Below are 20,952 nucleotides of genomic sequence, written 5' to 3'. Positions count from 1 at the left end.
AGCGATCCATGGACTTCACGGTCACCGAATCCCAGCAGCAGTACATCAAGGAAGCCCGCGAGGTCGCCGGGCAGATCGCCCCCGGCTACCGGCAGCGCGAGACCGAGCGCCGCATCGAGCCGGAGGTGCGCCGCGAGATGGGCGCCCGGGGCCTCATCGCCCCCGAGCTGCCGGAAGAGCTGGGCGGACGCGGCGAGCAGCGCCTCACCTCGGGCCTCATCACGGAGGAGATCGCCCGCGGCGACTTCAACGTCGCCTACGTCCAGGTGGTCGGCTCCCTCGTGGGCCAGATCCTCGCAGCCAATGCGGCGCCCCAGGTCGCGGCGCACTGGGTCCCGCGGATCACGAGCGGCGAGGGGATCGTGGCGATCGGGCTCTCCGAGCCCAACGCGGGCTCCGATGCCGGCAGCCCCTCCCTCACCGCCCGGCGGGAACGGGGCGGCTGGGTGCTCAACGGGACGAAGTCGATGTCCTTCGCCCTCCAGGCGGACGCCGCGGTGGTCTTCGCGAAGACGAACCCCGAGCAGGGCCGCGGCCGGGGCATCAGCGCCTTCGTCACCGACCTCGACGCCGACGGCGTGGAGCTCGAGGCCGTCGACGACATGGGCACGAAGGCCGTGACCCGGGGGTACGCGCACTACACGGAGGCGTGGATCCCCGACGAGCACCTGCTCGGCGCCGAGGGCCACGGCTTCACCCAGGTCATGCAGGGCTTCGACTTCTCCCGGGCGCTCATCGGGCTGCAGTGCATCGGCACCGCCGCCGTCACCCTCGAGGAGACCTGGGAGTACGTCAAGGGCCGGGCCGCCTTCGACCGTCCACTGAGCACCTTCCAGGGGGTCGCCTTCCCGCTCGCCGAGAACGAGACCCTCCTGGCCGCGGCCCGGCTCCTGTGCCACCAGACGCTCTGGCTCAAGGACAACGGGCTGCCCCACACCGCCCAGGCGGCCATGTGCAAGTGGTGGGCACCGAAGACCGCCTACGACGTCATCAACGCGTGCCTCCTCCTCCACGGCCAGTTCGGCTACCGGACAGACAAGCCGATCGAGCAGCGCCTCCGGGACGTCCTGGGCCTGCAGATCGGCGACGGAACCGCCCAGATCATGAAGATGATCATCGCCAGGAACATCGCGGGCCGCGCCTACGCGCCCTGACCTGCCCGCCCCTCTTCAAAGGAGAACCATGGGAAAGCTCGAGAACAAGATCGCCATCGTCACCGGCGGAGCCTCCGGCATCGGCAAAGGCATCTCCACCAAACTCGCCGCCGAGGGCGCGACCGTGGTGGTGAGCGACCTCAACGAGCCTGCGGCGAAGGAGACCGCCGCCGCCCTCGGGAACCAGTCCATCGGTGTGCGGACCGACGTCACCTCCCGCGAGTCGGTGGACGAGATGGTCCGCGCCGTCCACGCGGAGTTCGGCCGGATCGACGTGCTGGTCAACAACGCCGGCTGGGACAAGGTCGGCCCGTTCGTGGACAGCGACGTCGCGGACTGGGACCGCGTCGTCGCCATCAACCTGTACGGCACCCTGCACTGCAGCCAGGCATTCCTGCGCGCGGTCGCGGACCAGGACCGCGCCGCGATCGTGAACATCGCCTCCGACGCCGGCCGGGTCGGGTCCTCGGGAGAAGCCGTCTACTCCGCGGCGAAGGGCGGCATCATCTCCTTCAGCAAGACGCTCGCCCGCGAGACCGCCCGCCAGGGGTTCACCGTGAACTGCGTGTCCCCGGGCCCCGCGGACACCCCCCTCTTCGCCGGGATCAGCGCCGACAATCCCAAGCTGCGCTCAGCACTCGAGAAGGCCATCCCGCTGCGCCGCCTGGCCCAGCCCGAGGACCTCGCCAACGCCGTCGCCTTCCTCGCGTCGGACGAGGCAGCGTACATCACCGGCCAGACCCTCTCGGTCTCCGGTGGACTCACGATGGCCTGAGCCGCATCCCCGCCTCCACTAGCCGAACGGACACCACCATGAGCTCGCCCTTCGAGATGCTCGCGCTGCCACAGGGCGCGGCGGACTTCCGCGCCAAGGGGTACTGGAAGAACCGTCTCCTCCTCGACTACTTCGACGACGCCGTCGCGGCAGACCCGGACAAGATCGCCGCGATCGACGCCGCCGGCCCCACCACGTACCAGGAGATGGCGGCCGAGGTCGAGGCCATCGCGGCGGGCCTGATCTCCTTGGGCGTCGAGGCCGGGGACACGGTCTCGATCCAGCTGCCCAACCGGCACGAGTGGATCGTCGCCCACCTCGCCGCAGAGCGGGTCGGTGCGGTGACCAACGCCCTCATCCCCATCTACCGGGACCGCGAGATCGAGTACATGGCGAGCAAGGCCCGATCCAAGGTCGTCTTCATCCCGGACACGTTCCGGAATTTCGACTACGTGGCGATGATCGCCCGGCTGCGCGGCTCGCTGCCCCAGCTGCGCCACGCCGTCGTCCTCGGAACGGGCCCCGCGGCGCCGGCCGCGGACGGCTTCCTCTCCTGGGCCGACCTGGCCGGGCGCGGCAGGGCCCGCGGCCTCACCGCCGCGGAGGCCGCCAGCCGCCGGCCCGACCCGGACGACCTGGCGCTGGTCATGTTCACCTCCGGGACCACGGGCCGGCCCAAGGGCGCCATGCACAGCCACAACACCGTGCTCTCCGGCGCCCTGCCCTGGCCGGACCGGCTCGGGATGGACAGCACCTCGGTGATCCACATGGCCTCGACGTTCGGCCACCTCACGGGCTACCTGTTTGGCGTCGCGCTCCCGATCATGCTCGGCGCCACGGGGGTCTTCCAGGAGGTCTGGCAGCCCGCGGAGTTCGTCGAGCTCGTCGAGGAGCACGGCATCCAGCACACCTCCGGCGCCACGCCGTTCCTCCAGGACATCCTCACCGCGCCCAACCTCGCCGACCACGACGTCTCGAGCCTCGCCCGGTTCTGCTGCATGGGAGCGCCGATTCCCCGCGCCGTGGTCCACGCCGCCAAGGAGAAGCTGCCGGGCCTGAACGTCTTCGGCGGATGGGGCCAGACCGAGTGCTGCCTCGTCACCATGGGCAGCCCAGAGGACCCGGTCGAGAAGGTCCTCGACTCCGACGGGCGCGTGCTCCCCGGCATGGAGCTGCGCATCGTCGACTACGCCGGCGAGCCCGTGCCCACGGGCTCCGAGGGCCGCATCCAGGTCCGCGGCTCCTTCCTCTTCCGCGGCTACCTCGAGCAGCTCGACACCACGCTCGGCGAGTTCGACGGCGAGTGGTTCGACACCGGCGACCTGGGCACCAAGGACGAAGACTCGTACGTCCGGCTCGCCGGCCGCACGAAGGACATCATCATGCGCGGCGGCGAGAACGTCCCCGTTGCCTACGTGGAGAACGTCCTCTACGAGCACCCGCGCGTCGCAGCCGTGGCCCTCGTCGCTGTCCCGCACCCGCGCCTCCAGGAGATCGGCGGCGCCGTGGTCCAGCTCAACGACTCCGATCCGTTCACGCTCGAGGACCTCAGGGCCTTCCTCGAGGCCAAGGGGCTCGCCAAGCCGTACTGGCCCGAGATCCTCAAGGTCGTCCCCGAGCTGCCCCGGACCCCGAGCGGCAAGATCCAGAAGTACAAGATCCGGCAGGAGCTGTCGGAAGAGTTCAGCCAGGAGGCCACGGCGTGACCACCATGACCACCCTCAGTTCCGTGTTCGGCCCCGCCGACCTCACCGGCCTCGACGGCCAGCTCAGCACCGAGGAGAAGGACGTCGCCCTCGCGGTGCGGTCGCTCGTCGACGAGCACATCCGCCCCAACATCGCCGGCTGGTACGAGCAGGCGGTCTTCCCCCGGGAGATCATCCCCGAGCTCGCCAGGCTCGGCCTCCTCGGCATGCACCTGACCGGCTACGGCTGCGCGGGGCGCTCCGCGGTGATGTACGGCCTCGCCGCCTCCGAGCTCGAGGCCGGCGACTCGGGGCTGCGCACGTTCGTCTCGGTCCAGGGCTCGCTCGCGATGTCGGCTATCCACAAGCACGGCTCCGAGGAGCAGAAGCAGCGCTGGCTGCCCGAGATGGCGGCGGGCCGCGCCGTGGGCTGCTTCGGGCTCACGGAGCCCACGGCCGGCTCGGACCCGGCCTCGATGCGCACCACGGCGGTCCAGCAGCCCGGCGGGGACTGGGTGCTCAACGGTGCCAAGCGGTGGATCGGGCTCGCCACGATCGCCGACGTCGCCGTCATCTGGGCGCAGACGGGCGAGCACGGCGACGCCCGCGGCGTGCGCGGGTTCGTGGTCCCCACCGGCACCCCGGGGTTCACGGCCACGGCGATCCAGCCCAAGCTGTCGATGCGCGCGTCCGTGCAGTGCGACATCACGCTCAAGGACGTGCGCCTCCCCGCGGAGGCGATCCTCCCCGCAGACAGCGCGATCGGGCTCAAGGGCCCCTTCTCGTGCCTGAACGAGGCCCGCTACGGGATCATCTGGGGCGTCATGGGCGCCGCGCGGGACAGCTTCGAGGAGGTGCTGCGGTACAGCTCGGAGCGCACCCAGTTCGGCCAGCCGCTCGCCGCCTTCCAGCTGACCCAGGCCAAGCTCGCGGACATGGCAGTCGAGATCACCAAGGGCTACCTGCTCGCGCTGCAGATCGGCCGCGCGAAGGACGCCGGGACCCTCTCCCCCACCATGATCTCGGTGGGCAAGCTCAACAACTGCCGCGAGGCCATCCAGATCGCCCGCGAGGCGCGCGAGATGCTCGGCGGCAACGGCATCACCCTCGACTACTCGCCGCTGCGGCACGCCAACAACCTCGAGTCGGTGCGCACCTACGAGGGCACCGACGAGGTCCACCAGCTCATCCTCGGCCGCGCGCTCACCGGCCTCGGCGCCTTCCAGGCAGCGGGGAGGTAGGCCCGTGGAAACGCTGGAGACAGTCACCGCCTCGCTCGACGGCGCCGTCGGCACCATCACGGTCAACCGGCCTGAGGTGCGCAACGCCCTCTCCAAGACCGTGCTCTCCGAGATTGGAGCCGTCCTGGACGCGTGGGAGGACGACGACACGGTCGGCGCGGTCGTGTTCACCGGCGCCGGTCAGAAGGCCTTCGTGGCGGGCGCGGACATCGGCCAGCTCGCCGGCTACGACCTCGCCTACGGGCTCGCCGCCCACATGCAGAAGCTCTTCGACCGCGTCGAGGAGTACCCCAAGCCGACCATCGCCGCGGTCAACGGCGTCGCGATGGGCGGGGGCCTCGAGCTCGCCATGAGCTGCGACATCCGCATCGCCGCCGACGGCGCGAAGATGGGGCTGCCCGAGGCCACCCTCGGAGTCCTCCCGGGGGCCGGCGGGACACAGCGCCTCACCCGGCTCGTCGGGACGGCCCGCGCCGTCGAGATGATCCTCACGAGCCGGGCACTGACGGCGGCCGAGGCCGAGCGGTACGGGCTCGTGACCGCCGTCGTGCCCCGCGAGGAGCTCGCGGCGACCGCCGCCGCGACCGCCGCCACCATCCTGTCCAAGGGCCCGCTCGCGGTGCGGCTCGGCAAGATGGTGATCCGCCAGGGCGCCGAGACGGACCAGAAGACCGGCCTGCTGCTCGAGCGGCTCGCGCAGACGCTGCTGTACACGACCGTGGACAAGGCCGAGGGCGCCGCGGCGTTCCTGGCCAAGCGCCGGCCGGAATTCGTGGGGCGGTGACCGCGGTGGACGTGCGGAAGGTCCTCGTGGTCGGCTCGGGGGCGATGGGGCGCCAGATCGGCATGGCTGCTGCCGTCGCGGGATTCACGACGGCGGTGCGGGACGTGAGCGCCTCGGCCACCGCGGCGGCCGAGGCGGACATGCGCCGCTGGCTCGACGGGCGGATCGCGAAGGGCCGGCTCACCGAGGCCGACGCCGCGGACGCGTGGGAGCGGCTCACGTTCACCACCGATCTTGCGGGCGCGGCCGCGGACGCGGACCTCGTGATCGAGGCGGCGACCGAGCGGCTCGACGTCAAGCGGTCCATCTTCGCCGAGCTCGACGCCCTCGCGCCGGCGCACGCGATCCTCGCGACCAACTCCTCGACGCTGGCCTCCTCGACGGTCGCCGACGCGACCGGACGCCCCGACAAGGTCTGCAACCTGCACTTCTTCAACCCGGCCCTGGTCATGAAGGCCGTGGAGATCGTGCGGAACCCGCAGACCTCGGACGAGACCGTCGCGACCGTCACCGAGGTGGCCCGGGCGATGGGCAAGTCCCCGGTGCTGCTCAACCGCGAGATCCCGGGCTTCGTCGCGAACCGGCTGATGGGGGCGGTTCGCGACGAGGCGCTCGCCCTGTACGCGGGCGGCGTCGCCTCCCTCGAGGACATCGACACGGCGGCCAGGGATGCGCTCGGCTACCCCATGGGGCCGTTCGAGCTCATGGACCTCGTGGGTCTCGACGTCACCTACCTGATCCGCCAGGCCGCCTACGCGCAGACCGGGGACGAGAAGGACCTCCCCCATCCGCTCGTGGCTGCCAAGTACGAGGCCGGCGAGTTCGGCCGCAAGACCGGGAAGGGCTGGTACACGTATGGATGAGCTGCTCGACGCCGGGCCGAGAGCCGGCTTCGCCGAGACGGACGAGTACCTCGCGGCGCTCCGCGAGCGCCTCACGGTCCCGCGGGACACGGACTACCTGCTCCTCGCCGACGGCCTGCCGGACGACGCCGCGGACGCCCGCGCCCGCATGCGCGCCTTCGTCGACGCGAAGGTGCTGCCCGTGATCAACGGCTATTGGGAGCGCGCCGAGTTCCCGTGGGAGCTCCTGCCCGACCTCGCCGCGACCGGCCTCGTGGGCGGGGTGATCCGCGGGCACGGCGCCGCCGGCCTCTCCCGGCTCGCCGCCGGACTCGCCACCGTGGAGCTCGCCCGCGGCGATGGGTCGATGAACACGTTCCTCGGCGTCCAGGCCAACCTCACCATGGGCACCATCAACCTGCTCGGGTCCGAGGAGCAGAAGGGGCGCTGGCTCCCCGGCATGGTCCGGCTCGAGAAGATCGGCGCCTTCGCGCTCACCGAGCCGCGCCACGGCTCCGACTCGGCGCAGCTCGAGACCACCGCCCGCCGCGACGGGGACTCCTGGGTCCTCAACGGGGCCAAGCGCTGGATCGGCAACGGCTCGATGGCCCACGTGACGGTCATCTGGGCCCGCGACGAGGCCGACGGCGAGGTCAAGGCCTTCGTCCTCGAGCGCGAGGACCCGCGGGATCCCGAGAGCCTGCCCGCGGGGTTCTCGGCCCGGACCATCGACGGCAAGATCGGCAAGCGCGCCATCCTCCAGGCGGACCTCGCCTTCGAGAACATGCGCGTGTCCGAGGCGAACCGGCTCCCCGGGGCGAACAGCTTCCGCGACACGTCGCGCGTGCTCGCCACCACCCGGGGCGGCGCGAGCTGGGAGGCCCTGGGCCACGCGGTCGCGTGCTTCGAGGCCGCCGTGGCGTACACCGAGGTCCGCGAGCAGTTCGGGCACCCCATCGGCAGCTACCAGCTCGTCCAGTCCACCCTGGCCTCGATGCTCTCCGAACTCACGGCCATGCAGCTGATCTGCTTCCGCATGGCCGAGCTCCAGGAGGCCGGAAAGTGGAGCGGAACCATGGCCTCGATCGCGAAGATGCACACCTCGAACAAGGCCCGCACCATCGCCCAGCAGGCCCGTGACCTCCTCGGCGGCAACGGCCTCCTCCTCGACTTCCACGTGGGCCGCCACCTCACGGACATGGAGGTCGTCCACACCTACGAGGGCACCGAGTTCATCCAGTCGCTCCTCATCGGCCGGAAGGTCACGGGGAGGTCCGCGTTCTGATGCCGCGCGAGGAGCCAGCCTTCGCCGACCGCCGGGTCCTGCTCGTGGGCACGGGCGGCATCGGTGCTGCGATCGCCGCGCGACTGGCCGGCGAGGGCGCCCGCATCTTCGGGACCTACCGCCGCGACCACGAGGGGGCGGCGGCCCTCGGCGCACGGCTCCCGGCTGGCGCGTGGGCCGGAACCGCGCCGCTTGACGCGGCGGATCCGGCATCCGTGGCCGACGTCGTCGGGCCGGGCGGGAGCGCGGCCGCCGCCCTGGGCGGCGTTGACACCCTCGTGGTCACCGCCGGGCACCGCCACCCGCTGGCACCCCTGACGGCGACGGACCCGGCGGTCCTCGAGGACATCGTCCGCACCGAGCTCGTGGGCCCGCTGCTCCTCGTCCGCGCGGTCCTGCCCGGAATGCTCGAGTCCGGGTTCGGCCGGATCGTGCTGGTGGGATCGGACAGCGGCAAGGCCGGCACCCTCGGCGACGCCGCGTCGTCGGCGGCGCGCGCTGGCCTCCACGGCCTCGCCCGGTCAGTGGCGCGCGAGACGGCCAGGACCGACGTCACCATCAACGTCGTCTCCCCCGGGCCCACCGACACCGGGCTCCTCGCGGGCATGCTCGCCGCAGACGGCCTCACCGGCAAGGTCATGGCCGGGACCGTCAGGGCCGTGCCCAAGGGCAGGGCCGCACGCGCGGAGGAGGTCGCCGCGGCCGTCGCCTACCTCGCCTCCCGGGATGCCGGGTTCACCACCGGCCAGGTGCTCTCCGTCTCGGGCGGCCTCACCATGTAGGCCCGGCAGGCGCGCAGACCACCCGAGGACACCAGCAGGAGGAGACCCATGGACCCGGCCCCGTTCGATCCAGACCACGTGGCGGTCTTCCGCAAGACCGTCACCGAGACGGACCTCGTGCTGTTCGCCGGGATCACCGGCGACTTCGCGAGCAACCACACCGACGAGGAGTACATGCGGGCCACGCCCTTCGGCACCCGGCAGATCCACGGCGCGCTCATCGTCGGATTCATGTCCGCCGTCGCGGCCCGTGCCCTCGAGGATGCGCGGCCCGAAGGGCTCACGCCTGTCTCCCTCGGCTACGACCGCATCCGCTTCATCCGGCCGGTGTTCCCGGGGCAGACCCTCTCCTTCCGCCACGAATGGGACAGCTACGACCCGGAGTCCCGCCGTGCCATCGCCGCCGTCCAGGCCCACAGGAAGGACGAGCTCGTGGCCGTCGCACGCCACGTGGTCACCTGGGTGCGCGGGGATTCCGACCGCACTCAACCGCCCGCGTGAGGTACGCGGTCTCCGCCGCGTTGCCCGGGAGGGCGATGGCCACCTCGTATTCCGCCCGGGCCTCCGCATCTCGGCCGAGCCGGCGCAGCAGGTCGGCGCGAGCCGCATGGTACGCCCGGTAGCCGGACAGCGGCTCCCCCAACGGCTCGATGAGGGCCAGCCCGGCCCCGGGGCCGTCGCGCTCCGCGACCGCGACGGCCCGATTGAGCGCGACCACGGGCGAGGGGTCGAGCCGGACGAGCTGGTCGTAGAGCGCCACGATCTGGCTCCAGTCCGTCTCCGCTGCGCTGCGGGCGGAGGTATGCACGGCATTGACCGCCGCGAGAAGCTGGTACCGGCCCGGCGCCTCCCCCGAGGCCAGGCGCTCGCGAACGAGCCGGTGCCCCTCGGCGATCAGCGCCGCGTCCCAGGCGGCGCGGTCCTGCTCGCCCAAGGGGACCAGCGCGCCGTCGTCCGAGATCCGGGCGGCGCGCCGGGCCTCGGTCATGAGCAGGAGCGCCAGCAGGCCGGCCGCCTCGCCGTCGTCCGGGAGGAGATCTCGGGCGAGGCGGGCGAGCCGGATCGCCTCCGCGGTCAGCGCCGGGCGCACGGGGTCGGCGTCGGGCCCGGTCGCGAGGTACCCCTCGTTGAAGATGAGGAACAGGACGGCGAGCACGCCGGAGATCCGGGCCGGGAGGTCGTCGGCGGAGGGCACCCGGTACGGGATGCGCGCGTCGGCGATCTTGGTCTTCGCGCGGGTGATGCGGCGCGCCATCGCACCCTCCTGCACGAGGAAGGCGCGGGCGATCTCGGGCACGGTCAGGCCGCCGACCAGTCGCAGGGTGAGCGCCACGCGGGCCTCCATCGCGAGCGCAGGGTGGCAGCAGGTGAAGATGAGCCGGAGCCTGTCGTCCCCGACCGCGCCGAGCGGCTCCGGCGGCCCGTCGTAGAGCAGGCGGCTTCGGCTCCGCTCCACCAGCGGGCGCTTCGTCTCCCTGCGGATCCGGTCGATCGCCTTGCGGTTCGCGGTGGTGGTCAGCCACGCGCCCGGGTTGGGCGGCACGCCGTCGGTCCTCCAGCGTTCGACGGCGGTCGCAAACGCTTCGGCCGCCGCGTCCTCGGCGAGGTCGAGGTCGCCGAAGCGCCGCGCCAGCGACGCGACCACCCGGGCCCACTCCTCGCGGTGGGCCCGGGTCAGCGCCTCCGCCGGGTCGGGGCCGCTGGCCGGGATCACAGGAACGGCCGGACCTCGATCCTGCGGTTGCAGGCCTTGGAGCCCTCGGCGGCGAGCTTGAGCGCTGCGTCCAGGTCCGGGGCCTCCATGATCCAGAAGCCCACGATCCACTCCTTGGTCTCCGCGAACGGCCCGTCGGTCATCACGGCCTCGCCGTTCCGGTTGTCGATGACGGTGGCGGAGGCGGGCGCGCTGAGGCCGCCGGCGAAGACCCAGTGGCCCTCGGCCTGCAGCTTGTCGTTGAAGGCGTCGATCGCGGCCGCCTCTTCGGAAGTGGCGAGGTCAGTGTTGTCATTGAGGACGGACACCAGGTACTGCATGCGGATCATCTCCTGTGGTTCGGTGGCGCCCGGCGCGGGCGGCCGCTCACCCCTGCAACGAACGGGCCTGCCCCTATCGGACACCGGCGGCGGTGCGGGTTCAAGCCGCCGCACGGCAGACGCTGCGCGCGGGACCTTGGACACTTCATGCCGGGCCCGGCCGGGCGCAGGATGAGGGCACACTCACCCCGAGGAGGAGCCGGCATGAGCAAGGTCCTGGTCGCCTACAGCACCCATGAAGGGCAGACGGCGAAGATCGCGGACTTCATCGCCAGCGTCCTGCGCACCCACGGCCTCGACGTCGACACCCGCGACGTCAAGGAGAGCGCCGACCCCGCGCTCATCGACTACGACGGCGTGATCGTCGGCGGGTCGGTGCACATGGGCAAGCACGACAAGCACGTGGTCGACTACGTCCGCGGGAACCGCCACGGGCTGACGGGCCTGCCCTCGGCGTTCTTCTCCGTCAGCATGAGCGCCATCCACGATGCGGAGGATGCCGAGAAGTACGTCCAGGAGTTCGAGGAGCAGACCGGCTGGCTACCGGGGAAGATCGCCCTGTTCGGCGGAGGGCTGCCGTACACCCACCTGAACTTCATCATGCGCCGAATCATCAGGAAGATCGCCGAGGACAAGCCCGGCAACCTGGGCACCGACACCTCGCGCGACTACGTGTACACGGAGTGGGACGGCGTGCGGCGCTTCGCCGAGGACTTCGCGGCAGAGCTGGAGGCGGCGCCCCAGTAGGGCGCCGCCTCCTGCGGCGGGTTTCGACTCCGCTGCGCTCCGCTCAACCGGCGTCAGTCGACGGTCAGGACCACCCGGAAGCGGGCCTTGCCGGACATCATGCGGTCGAACCCGTCGGCGGCCTTCTCGAGCGGGTACGTCTCGATGAGCGGGCGCACGCCGGTCAGGGCCGCGAACCTCAGGGTGTCCTCGGAGTCCTTCGCGGACCCGGACGCGTGCCCCGCCACCGACTGGCTGCCGCCGACGATCGCCCCGGCATGGACGGCGAGCGGCTCGTGCGGGACGCCGAGCACCACGAGCTTCCCGCGCGGTGCGAGTCCGCCGATCGTCGCGGTCATCGCCTCGGCGTCCGTCACCGTGGCGAGCACCACCGTGGCGCCGCCGAGCGCGGCGAGCGAGCCCGCGACGTCGTCCGCCGTGCTGTCGATGTAGTGGTGCGCCCCGAGCTCGCGGGCGAACTTCTCCTTCTCGGCCCCGCGCGCGATCGCGACCGTCTCGAAGCCCATGCGGGCCGCGAACTGCACGCCGAGGTGGCCGAGGCCGCCGAGGCCCAGGACCGCCACGACGTCGCCGGGGCGCGCGCCGCTCTCGCGCAGCCCGTTGAACGTGGTCACGCCGGCGCACATGAGCGGGGCGGCCTCGGCGTCGCTGAGCCCGTCCGGGACGGCGGCGAGCGCGTCGGCGGGGGCGACGACGTATTCGGCGTACCCGCCGTCGGAGGTCAGGCCGGTGACCTTGCCGACCCGGCAGGAGATGAAGTCGCCGTCGCGGCACGCGTCGCACACGAAGCACGCGCCGCCGAACCAGCCCACGCCCACGCGCTGGCCGGGCTTCCACTGCTCCACGCCCTCGCCGACGGTCTCGACCGTCCCGGCCACCTCGTGCCCGGGCACGCGCGGATAGGACGAGGCCATGCCGGCGCCGGGCATCGTGTCGCTGTGGCAGACGCCGCACGCGGCGACGCGCACGAGCACGTGGCCGCGCGGCACCTCGGGGACGTCCCGGTCCACGGCTTCGAGGGACTCGCCGGCGGCGGGGATCTGGATGGCTCGCATGGTGACACCTTTCGTCGAAGGGCTTGCTTGACCGCGGCCCAAGGTAGCAGCGGGGCCTTGGCGCCGGCTGGGGGCCGTTGCCGCGGATCCCGCGGCAGCGGCCCCCAGCCGTCAGTCGTCCTCGCTGGGCGCCACGACGCAGGCATCGCCCACGAAGGCCCCCGCGAACGAGGGGGCTCCGAGCGCCTTCGCCGCAGCCTCGGTGAGCGTCAGTCCGGCGGACGTGCCGGCGCAGGCGGGCACGCTCCCACCGATCGGCCGCGCGGCGACGAGGGCGAACAGGTCGACCCGTTCATGCAGTCGCTTCCCATTCAGCCGCGCCTTGGCGTCGAGAAGCCCAGTGTCCAGGTTGATGTCGAAGCGGGTCAGCTTCAGGTCCCCGCCGCCAACGGGTGTGAACTCGAGGCCGCCGGCATGCCCGATCACGTCGTCGTCCACGCTCGTGATGGGGAAGGAAAGCTGAGCCGTGCCGCCGGGAGCTGTGAGCCGCGCCGGCGCGATGGGCTTGACCTTGAGCGTGTTCACCAGCACTGGTGCCAGCTTGGGGTTGAGCACCACGGTGGTTTCGTGGTGGTGCCGGTGCGTCCATTCGTGCCCCGCATCGGCGTTGGCCGCGGGTGCAAGGAGGACGGTGGACGCCAGCGCGGCGGCCGACGCCGCAGCTGCAATGAATCGACGAGTGCGCATGATCTGCTCCAAACGGCAAGGGCCCTCAAGGGCCGGGAAGGCTGCTTGATATCTCCAGATCGCGGGAGATGTGCTGTAAAACGTGAATCTCGACTATCGAATAGCTCGACTGTCGAGATAAATTGTCGCTCTGCGCACGCGGGTCCGCAACCCCTTCCGGGGGGGGGGGGGGCTTGGCACACCCAGTCAGCAGACCCCTCTCGAGCAGGGCGGCCGCCCTGAGCCTCCGCCTCCGCGCACGACGCCGGTGACGCACCCCGCGCGGGCGCGTCACCGGCGTCGTAGGTTTCGGCTCCGCTCAACCACCGTAGGTGCGGAGGCGGCAGGTGAACTCCCACGGCCGCAGGTCGAGGGCGGGGCTGTCCGCGTAGTTGCCGAGCAGCACGTCGGCGGCGGCCCAGCCCGGGTCGCCGACGTCGACCGGCTGAGGCTCGCCGGAGAAGTTGCCGAGCACGAGCAGCTCGGTCCCGTCCAGGCGGCGGGTGAAGGCGTAGACGGCCTCGTGGTCGGGCAGGAGCATCGTGAAGTCACCGTCGGCGATGACCGGCAGCTCGTGGCGGAGCCGGATGAGCTCGCGGTAGAAGGCGAAGACCGAGTCGTCGCGGTCCACCTGCTCGGCCGCGTTGATCGCCGCCGCGTTCGGGTTGACCACGATCCACGGGGTGCCGGTGGTGAAGCCGGCGTTGGGGCCGGCGTCCCACTGGACGGGAGTGCGGGCGTTGTCCCGGTTGAGCGGGGCGATCGATTCGAAGACCTGGATCGGATCGAGGCCGAGGGCGCCGGTGGCCTCGCGGTAGTGGTTGAGGACCTCGATGTCCCGGTGCGCGTCGATCCCCGCGAAGGCCATGTTCGTCATGCCGAGCTCCTCGCCCTGGTAGACGTACGGGGTGCCCCGGTGCAGGTGCAGGACGCCGGCGAGCATCTTCGCCGAGAGCTCCCGGTGCTCCCCGTCGTCGCCGAAGCGGGAGACGACGCGCGGCTGGTCATGGTTGCCCCAGTAGAGGCTGTTCCAGCCCCGCTCCTCGAGCCCCTCCTGCCAGCGGTTGAACGAGGCCTTGAGGTCGGTGAGGCGGAGCGAGCCCGGCTGCCACTTGCTGCCGTTGCCGTGGTCCAGGTTCACGTGCTCGAACTGGAAGACCATGTCCAGCTCGGCACGGGCCGGGTCGGTGAACAGGATCGCGTCCTCGACGGTGACATTGGGCATCTCTCCGACCGTCAGCAGGCCGGGCCCCCGGCTGGCGAAGACCTCCCGGTGCATCTCCTGGAGGAACTCGTGGATGCGCGGGCCGCAGACGTAGCCGCTGCGGTCGTGGCTGTAGAGCTCGCCCTCGGCGAGGGGCTTGTCCGCGAGCGCGGGATCCTTGGAGATGAAGTTGATGACGTCCATGCGGAAGCCGTCGACGCCGCGGTCCAGCCACCAGTTCATCATCGCGTAGACGGCCCGCCGGACCTCGGGGTTCTCCCAGTTCAGGTCCGGCTGCTTCTTCGAGAAGAGGTGGAGGTAGTACTCGCCGGTGGCCTCGTCGAACGCCCAGGCGGGGCCCGAGAAGAAGGAGGCCCAGTTGTTCGGCTCGGCCCCCGGCGCGCCGGGCTCGTGGCCGGGACGGGCGGGGCGCCACCAATACCAGTCGCGCTTGGGCGAGTCCTTCGCGGCGCGGGACTCGGCGAACCACGGGTGCTCGTCCGAGGTGTGGTTGACCACGAGGTCCATGACCAGCTTCATCCCCCGGGCATGCAGGCCCTCGATCAGCTCGTCCAGGTCGGCGAGCGAGCCGAAGAGCGGGTCGATGTCGCGGTAGTCGCTGATGTCGTAGCCGTTGTCGTCCTGCGGCGAGCGGTACACGGGCGAGAGCCACACGACGTCGACGCCGAGGCGCTCGAGGTAGTCCAGCCTGCCGATGATCCCGCGGAGGTCACCCACCCCGTCGCCGTCCGAGTCCGCGAAGCTGCGCGGGTAGATCTGGTAGACCACGGCGCTGCGGAACCACGCCGGGTCTGCGGCGGAGTCGGCGTGGGGACTGGCGGTGCCTGGGGCGGTCATGGCTTCTCCTTGGCGGCGTCCGTTCAGAAACCGAACGCCTTTTATTTTTATGCTTGACGCATTTATATGCTCCCAAGCAGACTGTGGGGACCGCAACCCCTCCCAAAGGACTGATCGATGAAGAACCTGTCCCGGCGCTCCCTCCTGGCCTTCGGGGGCGCGGCCGCGCTCGCCTGCACGGCCGCTGTCGAAGCCCCTGCCCGCGCCGCGTCCGCGGACCTCCGAGTGCCTCCCGCCCCGGCGCCGCCGCTGCGGCTCGCCAGCCGCAACAGCGTCTTCACCCGGCGGGGCGCAGGCCCGCGGTACTGGAACATCTACGGCTACGCCTTCCCGCACAACGCCCCCATCCCCGAGGACGAGTGGAAGGCGAACATCGACTGGCTCGCCTCCGACCTCGCCCCCTACGGCTACGACATGGCCTGCACCGACGGATGGATCGAGGGCTCGAGCCGCACCACGCCCAACGGCTACATCGTCAGCTACAACGACTCCTGGAAGCACGACTGGGCCTATTGGTCCCACTATCTGGCCGAACGGGGCATGAAGCTCGGGGTCTACTACAACCCGCTCTGGGTCCACAAGGCCGCCGTCGAGGACCCCTCAAAGACCGTGGCGGGGCGGCCCGACATCAGGATCGCGGACATCGTTGCTCCGGACGACTTCTTCGCCAAGGACATCGGCGGCAACAGCCTCTACTGGCTGGACGTGACCCGTCCCGGCGCCAAGGAGTACCTGCAGGGCTACGTCGCGTACTTCAAGCGCCTCCGGGTCCCGTACCTGCGCATCGACTTCCTCTCCTGGTACGAGAACGGGATGGACGCCAACATCGGGCGGGTCAACGCCCCGCATGGGCGCGCCAACTACGAGACGGCCCTGGCCTGGATCAACGAGGCCGCGGGCGAGGACCTCGAAGTCTCGCTCGTGATGCCCCACCTGTTCGACGACGCCTCCGCCGAGCTCGCCAACGGAGACCTCGTCCGGATCGACGCCGACGCCGACCGCGGCGGCTGGGACCGGCTCAGCGGCGGCCGCCAGAGCTGGCAGGATGCCTGGCCCAACTGGTTCAACCCCTTCTCCGGTTTCACCGGCTGGTCGCACCGCAACGGGCGCGGGCAGCTGATCCTCGACGGCGACTTCATGCGCGCCAGCACCTTCGCGAGCGACGACGAGCGCCGGACCATGATGAACCTCATGGTCATCGCCGGCTCTCCGCTGGCCATCGCCGACACGTACCAGCAGATCGGTAACAACGCCTGGGTCTACACCAACAAGGACGTGCTCCGGCTGAACCAGGAGGGCCTGGTCGGCAAGCCGCTCTACCGCTCCGGCACCCCCTACTCGGTCGACCCCGGCTCGCGGGACAGCGAGCGCTGGGCCGGCCAGCTCCCCGACGGGTCCTGGGCCGTGGCGCTCTTCAACCGCTCGGACAGCGCCACCCAGACCAAGACCATCGACTTCGTCAAGGACCTCGGCCTCGCCGCCCCCGCGAACGTCCGCGACCTGTGGGCCCACAGGGACCTCGGCGTGCGGACCGAGGCCTCGGCGACGCTCGCCCCGCATGCCTCCGCCCTCTTCAGGGTCACCCCGCTCAAGGTCCGCGGCGCCACCCGCTACCCCGCCGCCTATGCGGCCTGGGGAGGCGGCGCCGGCTTCAACAATGACCACGCCGGCTTCGACGGCAGCGGCTTCGTCGACGGCCTCGCGGCCGCCGCCGGCAGCGCGGATCCCCTCGTGACCTTCGCCGTCCGGGCCACGCACCGCGGCGAATACACGATCCGGTACCGCTACGCGAACGCCACCGGCGCGACGAGCACCCTGACCGTCTCCGCGGAGAAGGCCGACCACTCGGTCGTCGACGGGCCGAAGCACGTCGACTTCCCCGCGCTGGCCAGCTGGGACACGTGGGGCGTGGCGACCGCTCGGATCACTCTCGACGCCGGCGACAACCTCATTACCCTCGGCCGCGGCCGCTCCGACGTGGGCGCCGTGAACCTGAACTGGATCGAGCTGGGCGTCTAGCAGCACCGTGCCCCCGCTCCCGCGGGCGGCCCCACCGGGAGCCGCCCGTGGGAGGGGCGGCTGCCCCTGCGGATAGAGTTGAGGCCATGGGTATGGAGGCAGGCGGCCGACTGGCCTTCCACCTTCCGGCGGTGAAGGATTCGCACCGCGCAGAGCTCTTCTCCCTGCTCCTCCGCAACGAGCCGCTCACCCGTGCCGACCTGGCCGCGCTCGCCTCGCTCGACCAGTCGACGGTCACCCGGACCCTGAAGCCGCTCATCGACAGCGGCTACGTCACCGAGTCCCCCGCAGCCCCAGCAGGTCGTGGGAGGCCGCGTCGCGTCCTCCGTGTGGCGGTCGAGAAGCTGTGCGCCGTGGGGATCAAGATCGGTCCGCGCGTCATCTCGGGGGTCCTGACCGACCTCGGCGCCAAGGTGGTCGCGCGCCGCGAACTCGAGCTCGACCATCCGGGCCCCGAGGAGGCGCTGGCTGCGGTCGCCGAGCTGGCCGACGGCCTCCTGGCCGAGGTCCCCGGGTCCCGCGAGCGCACGCTCGGCATCGGCGTCGGCGTCAGCGGGCACGTGGACCCGCCCTCGGGCACCTGCCGGTTCTCCCCCATCCTCGGCTGGCACGAGGTCGACATCGCGACCCCCCTCAGCCGGGCGAGCGGCCTCCCCGTGAGCGTGCACAACGACGTCAACACCCTCGCCGTGGCCGAGTACCTCTTCGGCGCGGGACGGGAGGCCGAGGACTTCGCAGTGGTCACCCTCGGACCCGGGGTCGGGCTCGGCCTCGTGATCGGCGGCCGCCTGTACGACGGCGCCGAGGGGCTCGCGGGCGAGTTCGGCCACATCCCACTCCTGCCGAACGGGCCCCAGTGCCACTGTGGACGCCGCGGCTGCCTCGAGGCGCTCGCGGGCGACGACGCGATCTCCCGGGCGGCCGGGGTGCCCGACGTCGGCACAGCGGCGGACCTCGCGCGCAACGGCGAGGGCGCAACGAAGCGGACCGCCCGACGCGCCTTCCACAGCGCCGGCGAGTGGATCGGCCGGGGCCTGGCCGTCCTCGACAACATCCTCGCCCCCGAGCTGATCCTCCTCTCAGGCGAGGGCATCGCCGCCCACGACCTGCTCTCCGAAGGCATCACCTCAAGCCTGCGCGACTGCGCCTTCGAGGGCGCCCGGGCGCTCGAGAGGCTGCGCGTCGACTCCGCCGATGTGAACCTCTGGGCGCGGGGGGCCGCCTGCCTCGCGATCCAGCAGTCTCTGGGCTGAGCGACCGGGCTCGGGCTGCGCCGCAAGCAGGCCCGAGATGACGGCGGGCTCGACGGGCCGGGAGAAGTAGTAGCCCTGCGCGAAGTCGCACCCCAGCGTCTTGAGCTCCGCCACGTGCTCGGACGTCTCGGCCCCCTCCGCGATGACCCGGATCTTCAGGTCCCGGGCCAGGTTCATGATGGTCCCCACGATCTGCCGGCCCTGGTCGCCCCGGTCGAGCTGCGCGACGAAGGACCTGTCGATCTTGAGCGTGTCCATCGGGAAGCTGTGCAGGTACGCGAGCGACGAGTAGCCGGTGCCGAAGTCGTCGATGCTCACGCACACCCCGAGGCGCTGGAGCTGGGTGAGGACCTCGACCGTGTACTCGGTGTCCATCATGGACACGCTCTCGGTGATCTCGAGCTTGACCGTGTCGGGGCGGATGCCGGTCTCGGCCAGGACCCGGCTCACCTGCTCGACGAAGTCGTGCTGGCCGAACTGCCGGGCGGAGACGTTGACGGCCACCGTGAGGGCCGGGTCGCGGGGGAACTCCTGCTGCCAGCGCACCATCGTCCGGCACGCCTCGCGCAGCACCCAGAGGCCGAGGAAGACGATGATCCCGGTCTCCTCCGCCACCGGGATGAACTGGTCCGGGTAGACCAGCTCAGACTCCGATTTGCGCCACCGGACGAGCGCCTCGACCCCGACCATCGCCCCGTCCTCCAAGGAGACGATCGGCTGGTAGTGCAGGACGAACTCCTCCTCGTGCAGAGCCTGGCGCAGCCTGGATTCGAGGGAGAGGCGGCCCACGGCCAGCTCGTGCATCACCGGGTCGTAGATCTCGTACCGGCTCTTGCCCAGCACCTTCGCGCGGTACATGGCCAGATCCGCGTGGCGGAGGATCTCGTCGGCCGAGTCGTACCCCATGGTGCTGGTGGCGATGCCGATGCTCGCGCTGATGAACAGCTGCTGCCCGCCGATGAGGACCGGCTCGGCCAGGGCCTCCATCATGCCGGCCGCGGTGCGCACGGCGTCATTGACGTCCTCGATCCCGTCCAGCAAAACGGTGAACTCATCGCCGCCGATCCGGGCCAGCGTGTCCCCGGGGCGCAGCGACTGGCCCCACCGGCGGGCGACCTCGGTGATGAGGGCGTCCCCGACGGGGTGGCCGAGGCTGTCGTTGACGAGCTTGAACCGGTCCAGGTCGGCGAAGAGGACGGCGAAGGAGGTCCCCTGGTCGCGTGCGGTGCGGGCCACGGCGTGGGCGAGCCGGTCCGCGAGCAGGGCGCGGTTGGGCAGCCCGGTGAGTGCGTCGTGGAGGGCATCGTGGAGGAGCCGGTCCCGGGCGCGCTCGCGCTCCGCAACCCGGCCCAGCTGCGCGCCGATCTTCGCCAGCAGGCGCAGGAGCGTCTCGTCGGGCTCGAGGGGGTGGGCGGCGAAGAACTCGAGGACCGCGGTGACCTCCGTTCCCAGCAGGATCGGGAACGCCACCGCTGAGCGGAGCCCGTCGCGCAGGGCCGCCTCGGCCCGGGGGAACTCGGTGTCGGCGGCGATGTCGGGGATCCAGGCCGGGGCGCCGCTGGCCAGGACCCGGCCCGGTAGGCCGCGCCCCAGCTCGAATCCGGTGGCCTCGGTGGCCCCGTAGAAGTCCGTGAATCGGCCGTCCTCGACACCATGCCAGACGGACGTGGGCTTCATGCTCAGGCCGCCCTCGTCGAGCAGGTAGGCGTGGCCGATCTGCCAGTCGGTGAACTCGCACACGGTCCGGACCCCGTACTGCAGGGCCTCGGCCACGGTGCTCGACTGGTTGGCCGCATCGGCGACGGCCTCGAGCAGGCCCAGCTGCTGCTGCCGGTCGTAGAGCTCCCGCAGCCCCCGCTCAGCAATCGCCTCCGCGGCGAGGCGGGTCCGCCGCTCGCGGTCGAGGCGACGCTGGAGGGCGACGATCTGCGCCTCGTGCGGCTCGGCCATCCCGCTCACACTGCCTCGGCGCGGCGGAAGGTGACCCGGCACAGGCACGCGCTGGCGCCCCGGTGCAGGCACTCGAGGTGCTCCACCTCCGCGGTCTCCCCGAAGTGCTCGGCCGCGCCGTCGATGAACCCGTGCGCGAGGGCGCAGAGGCGCCGCGGGGAGTCGTAGGTCATCAGCAGCGCCCCGGACGGTTCGGTGCGGAACCCGAAGGTGGGCACGTCAGCGCCGGGATAGACCTTGCGAACCTCCGGATGGATCATGCTGTTGACGCTGAGCAGGAAGGGCAGCGCGTTCGTGTGCGCCGCGAAGTAGGCCGGGTACCGTCCCGCCATCAGCGCCAGCGCCTGGCGGCCGAACCAGCGCAGCGTCTCGGCCGGGCTCCTGCCGTCGAGGGCGGCGGCGCCCTCGACGATCCGGTACACCTCGGTGTCGGGATAGCTGCCGAGCGAGGTGTAGACCCCGTCCAGGCCGAGGCCGTCGAGCAGGCCGTCCCACGCGTCGGCGCCGTGGCGCTCCACGATGGCTTCCTCGAGCAGATTGAAGATGATCCCCTTCATCCCCTCCCCTATCGGCAGGTCCGGCGCCGCCGTCAGCAACTCAGAGCAAGCACTCAGAAGA

The 20,952-nt window shown here is 71.4% G+C and carries 18 protein-coding genes and 1 pseudogene; 12 read left to right on the top strand and 7 right to left on the bottom strand.

Translation table 11 applies throughout. From position 1 onward, the window contains the following. Positions 1–8: 8 nt before the first annotated feature. Genes J2W21_RS14405 through J2W21_RS14365 form a run of 9 tightly spaced genes read left to right on the top strand, consistent with a single transcriptional unit; the run spans position 9 to position 9,049 of the window. On the top strand, positions 9–1,154 hold the full coding sequence (locus J2W21_RS14405) for an acyl-CoA dehydrogenase family protein (protein WP_307115194.1): 1,146 nt from the start codon (positions 9–11) through the stop codon (positions 1,152–1,154). Between the two features lie 28 nt (positions 1,155–1,182). After that, positions 1,183–1,929 (top strand): SDR family NAD(P)-dependent oxidoreductase, encoded by a 747-nt coding sequence (locus J2W21_RS14400; RefSeq protein ID WP_307115193.1) that lies wholly within the window; start codon positions 1,183–1,185, stop codon positions 1,927–1,929. Between the two features lie 38 nt (positions 1,930–1,967). Further along, on the top strand, positions 1,968–3,635 hold the full coding sequence (locus J2W21_RS14395; RefSeq protein ID WP_307115192.1) for an AMP-binding protein: 1,668 nt from the start codon (positions 1,968–1,970) through the stop codon (positions 3,633–3,635). A gap of 5 nt (positions 3,636–3,640) precedes the next feature. Then, the gene (locus tag J2W21_RS14390; RefSeq protein WP_307115214.1) at positions 3,641–4,855 is read left to right on the top strand and encodes an acyl-CoA dehydrogenase family protein; all 1,215 of its coding nucleotides are present in this window, start codon (positions 3,641–3,643) and stop codon (positions 4,853–4,855) included. 4 nt (positions 4,856–4,859) lie between these two features. Then, a complete protein-coding gene (locus J2W21_RS14385; RefSeq protein WP_307115191.1) occupies positions 4,860–5,639 on the top strand; it encodes an enoyl-CoA hydratase/isomerase family protein in 780 nt (259 codons plus the stop codon). After that, entirely contained in the window at positions 5,636–6,502 is an 867-nt protein-coding gene (locus J2W21_RS14380; RefSeq protein WP_307115190.1) for a 3-hydroxyacyl-CoA dehydrogenase family protein, read from the top strand. Before J2W21_RS14385 ends, J2W21_RS14380 begins: the two co-directional genes overlap by 4 nt. Continuing rightward, positions 6,495–7,766 carry an acyl-CoA dehydrogenase family protein gene (locus J2W21_RS14375; protein ID WP_307115189.1) on the top strand — a complete coding sequence of 424 codons (1,272 nt, stop codon included), beginning with the start codon at positions 6,495–6,497 and terminating at the stop codon, positions 7,764–7,766. The genes J2W21_RS14380 and J2W21_RS14375 overlap by 8 nt, the downstream gene beginning before the upstream one ends. Beyond that, entirely contained in the window at positions 7,766–8,548 is a 783-nt protein-coding gene (locus J2W21_RS14370) for an SDR family NAD(P)-dependent oxidoreductase (protein WP_307115188.1), read from the top strand. Before J2W21_RS14375 ends, J2W21_RS14370 begins: the two co-directional genes overlap by 1 nt. Positions 8,549–8,596: 48 nt before the next feature. Beyond that, positions 8,597–9,049 carry a MaoC family dehydratase gene (locus J2W21_RS14365; RefSeq protein ID WP_307115187.1) on the top strand — a complete coding sequence of 151 codons (453 nt, stop codon included), beginning with the start codon at positions 8,597–8,599 and terminating at the stop codon, positions 9,047–9,049. Here the strand turns inward: J2W21_RS14365 and J2W21_RS14360 are convergent. Next, on the bottom strand, positions 9,003–10,259 hold the full coding sequence (locus tag J2W21_RS14360) for an RNA polymerase sigma factor (protein ID WP_373423114.1): 1,257 nt from the start codon (positions 10,257–10,259) through the stop codon (positions 9,003–9,005). The two genes, J2W21_RS14365 and J2W21_RS14360, sit on opposite strands and share 47 nt — an antisense overlap. Continuing rightward, positions 10,259–10,582: a YciI family protein gene (locus J2W21_RS14355; protein ID WP_307115185.1), complete on the bottom strand. Its 324-nt coding sequence runs from the start codon at positions 10,580–10,582 to the stop codon at positions 10,259–10,261. Before J2W21_RS14355 ends, J2W21_RS14360 begins: the two co-directional genes overlap by 1 nt. Positions 10,583–10,786: 204 nt before the next feature. On the opposite strand from J2W21_RS14355, the gene J2W21_RS14350 reads away from it, so the two are divergent. Next, on the top strand, positions 10,787–11,329 hold the full coding sequence (locus tag J2W21_RS14350; RefSeq protein ID WP_307115184.1) for a flavodoxin domain-containing protein: 543 nt from the start codon (positions 10,787–10,789) through the stop codon (positions 11,327–11,329). Between the two features lie 53 nt (positions 11,330–11,382). On the opposite strand, the gene J2W21_RS14345 is transcribed toward J2W21_RS14350, so the two are convergent. The 3 genes from J2W21_RS14345 to J2W21_RS14335 form a co-directional block, all read right to left on the bottom strand. Beyond that, positions 11,383–12,384 (bottom strand): alcohol dehydrogenase catalytic domain-containing protein, encoded by a 1,002-nt coding sequence (locus tag J2W21_RS14345; protein WP_307115183.1) that lies wholly within the window; start codon positions 12,382–12,384, stop codon positions 11,383–11,385. Positions 12,385–12,495: 111 nt separating this feature from the next. Beyond that, on the bottom strand, positions 12,496–13,071 hold the full coding sequence (locus J2W21_RS14340) for a hypothetical protein (protein ID WP_307115182.1): 576 nt from the start codon (positions 13,069–13,071) through the stop codon (positions 12,496–12,498). 298 nt (positions 13,072–13,369) lie between these two features. Beyond that, the gene (locus J2W21_RS14335; RefSeq protein WP_307115181.1) at positions 13,370–15,112 is read right to left on the bottom strand and encodes a glycoside hydrolase family 13 protein; all 1,743 of its coding nucleotides are present in this window, start codon (positions 15,110–15,112) and stop codon (positions 13,370–13,372) included. A gap of 117 nt (positions 15,113–15,229) precedes the next feature. Here J2W21_RS14335 and J2W21_RS14330 point away from each other — a divergent pair, with 117 nt between their 5' ends. Both J2W21_RS14330 and J2W21_RS14325 read left to right on the top strand, forming a co-directional pair. Continuing rightward, entirely contained in the window at positions 15,230–17,131 is a 1,902-nt protein-coding gene (locus J2W21_RS14330; protein WP_307115180.1) for a hypothetical protein, read from the top strand. A gap of 86 nt (positions 17,132–17,217) precedes the next feature. Then, positions 17,218–18,384 (top strand): ROK family transcriptional regulator, encoded by a 1,167-nt coding sequence (locus J2W21_RS14325; protein WP_307115179.1) that lies wholly within the window; start codon positions 17,218–17,220, stop codon positions 18,382–18,384. 66 nt (positions 18,385–18,450) lie between these two features. On the opposite strand, the pseudogene J2W21_RS14320 reads toward J2W21_RS14325, so the two are convergent. Both J2W21_RS14320 and J2W21_RS14315 read right to left on the bottom strand, forming a co-directional pair. Further along, positions 18,451–20,334 (bottom strand): annotated as a pseudogene (locus J2W21_RS14320) (putative bifunctional diguanylate cyclase/phosphodiesterase); the annotation flags it as partial. 5 nt (positions 20,335–20,339) lie between these two features. After that, positions 20,340–20,891 (bottom strand): heme NO-binding domain-containing protein, encoded by a 552-nt coding sequence (locus J2W21_RS14315; RefSeq protein WP_307115178.1) that lies wholly within the window; start codon positions 20,889–20,891, stop codon positions 20,340–20,342. Between the last annotated feature and the right edge of the window lie 61 nt (positions 20,892–20,952).

This window comes from Sinomonas atrocyanea (genome assembly GCF_030811715.1).
Taxonomy (GTDB): domain Bacteria; phylum Actinomycetota; class Actinomycetes; order Actinomycetales; family Micrococcaceae; genus Sinomonas; species Sinomonas atrocyanea_A.
The sequence above is the reverse complement of the archived record's forward strand: the minus strand, read 5'-3'. Positions and strand labels throughout refer to the sequence as shown.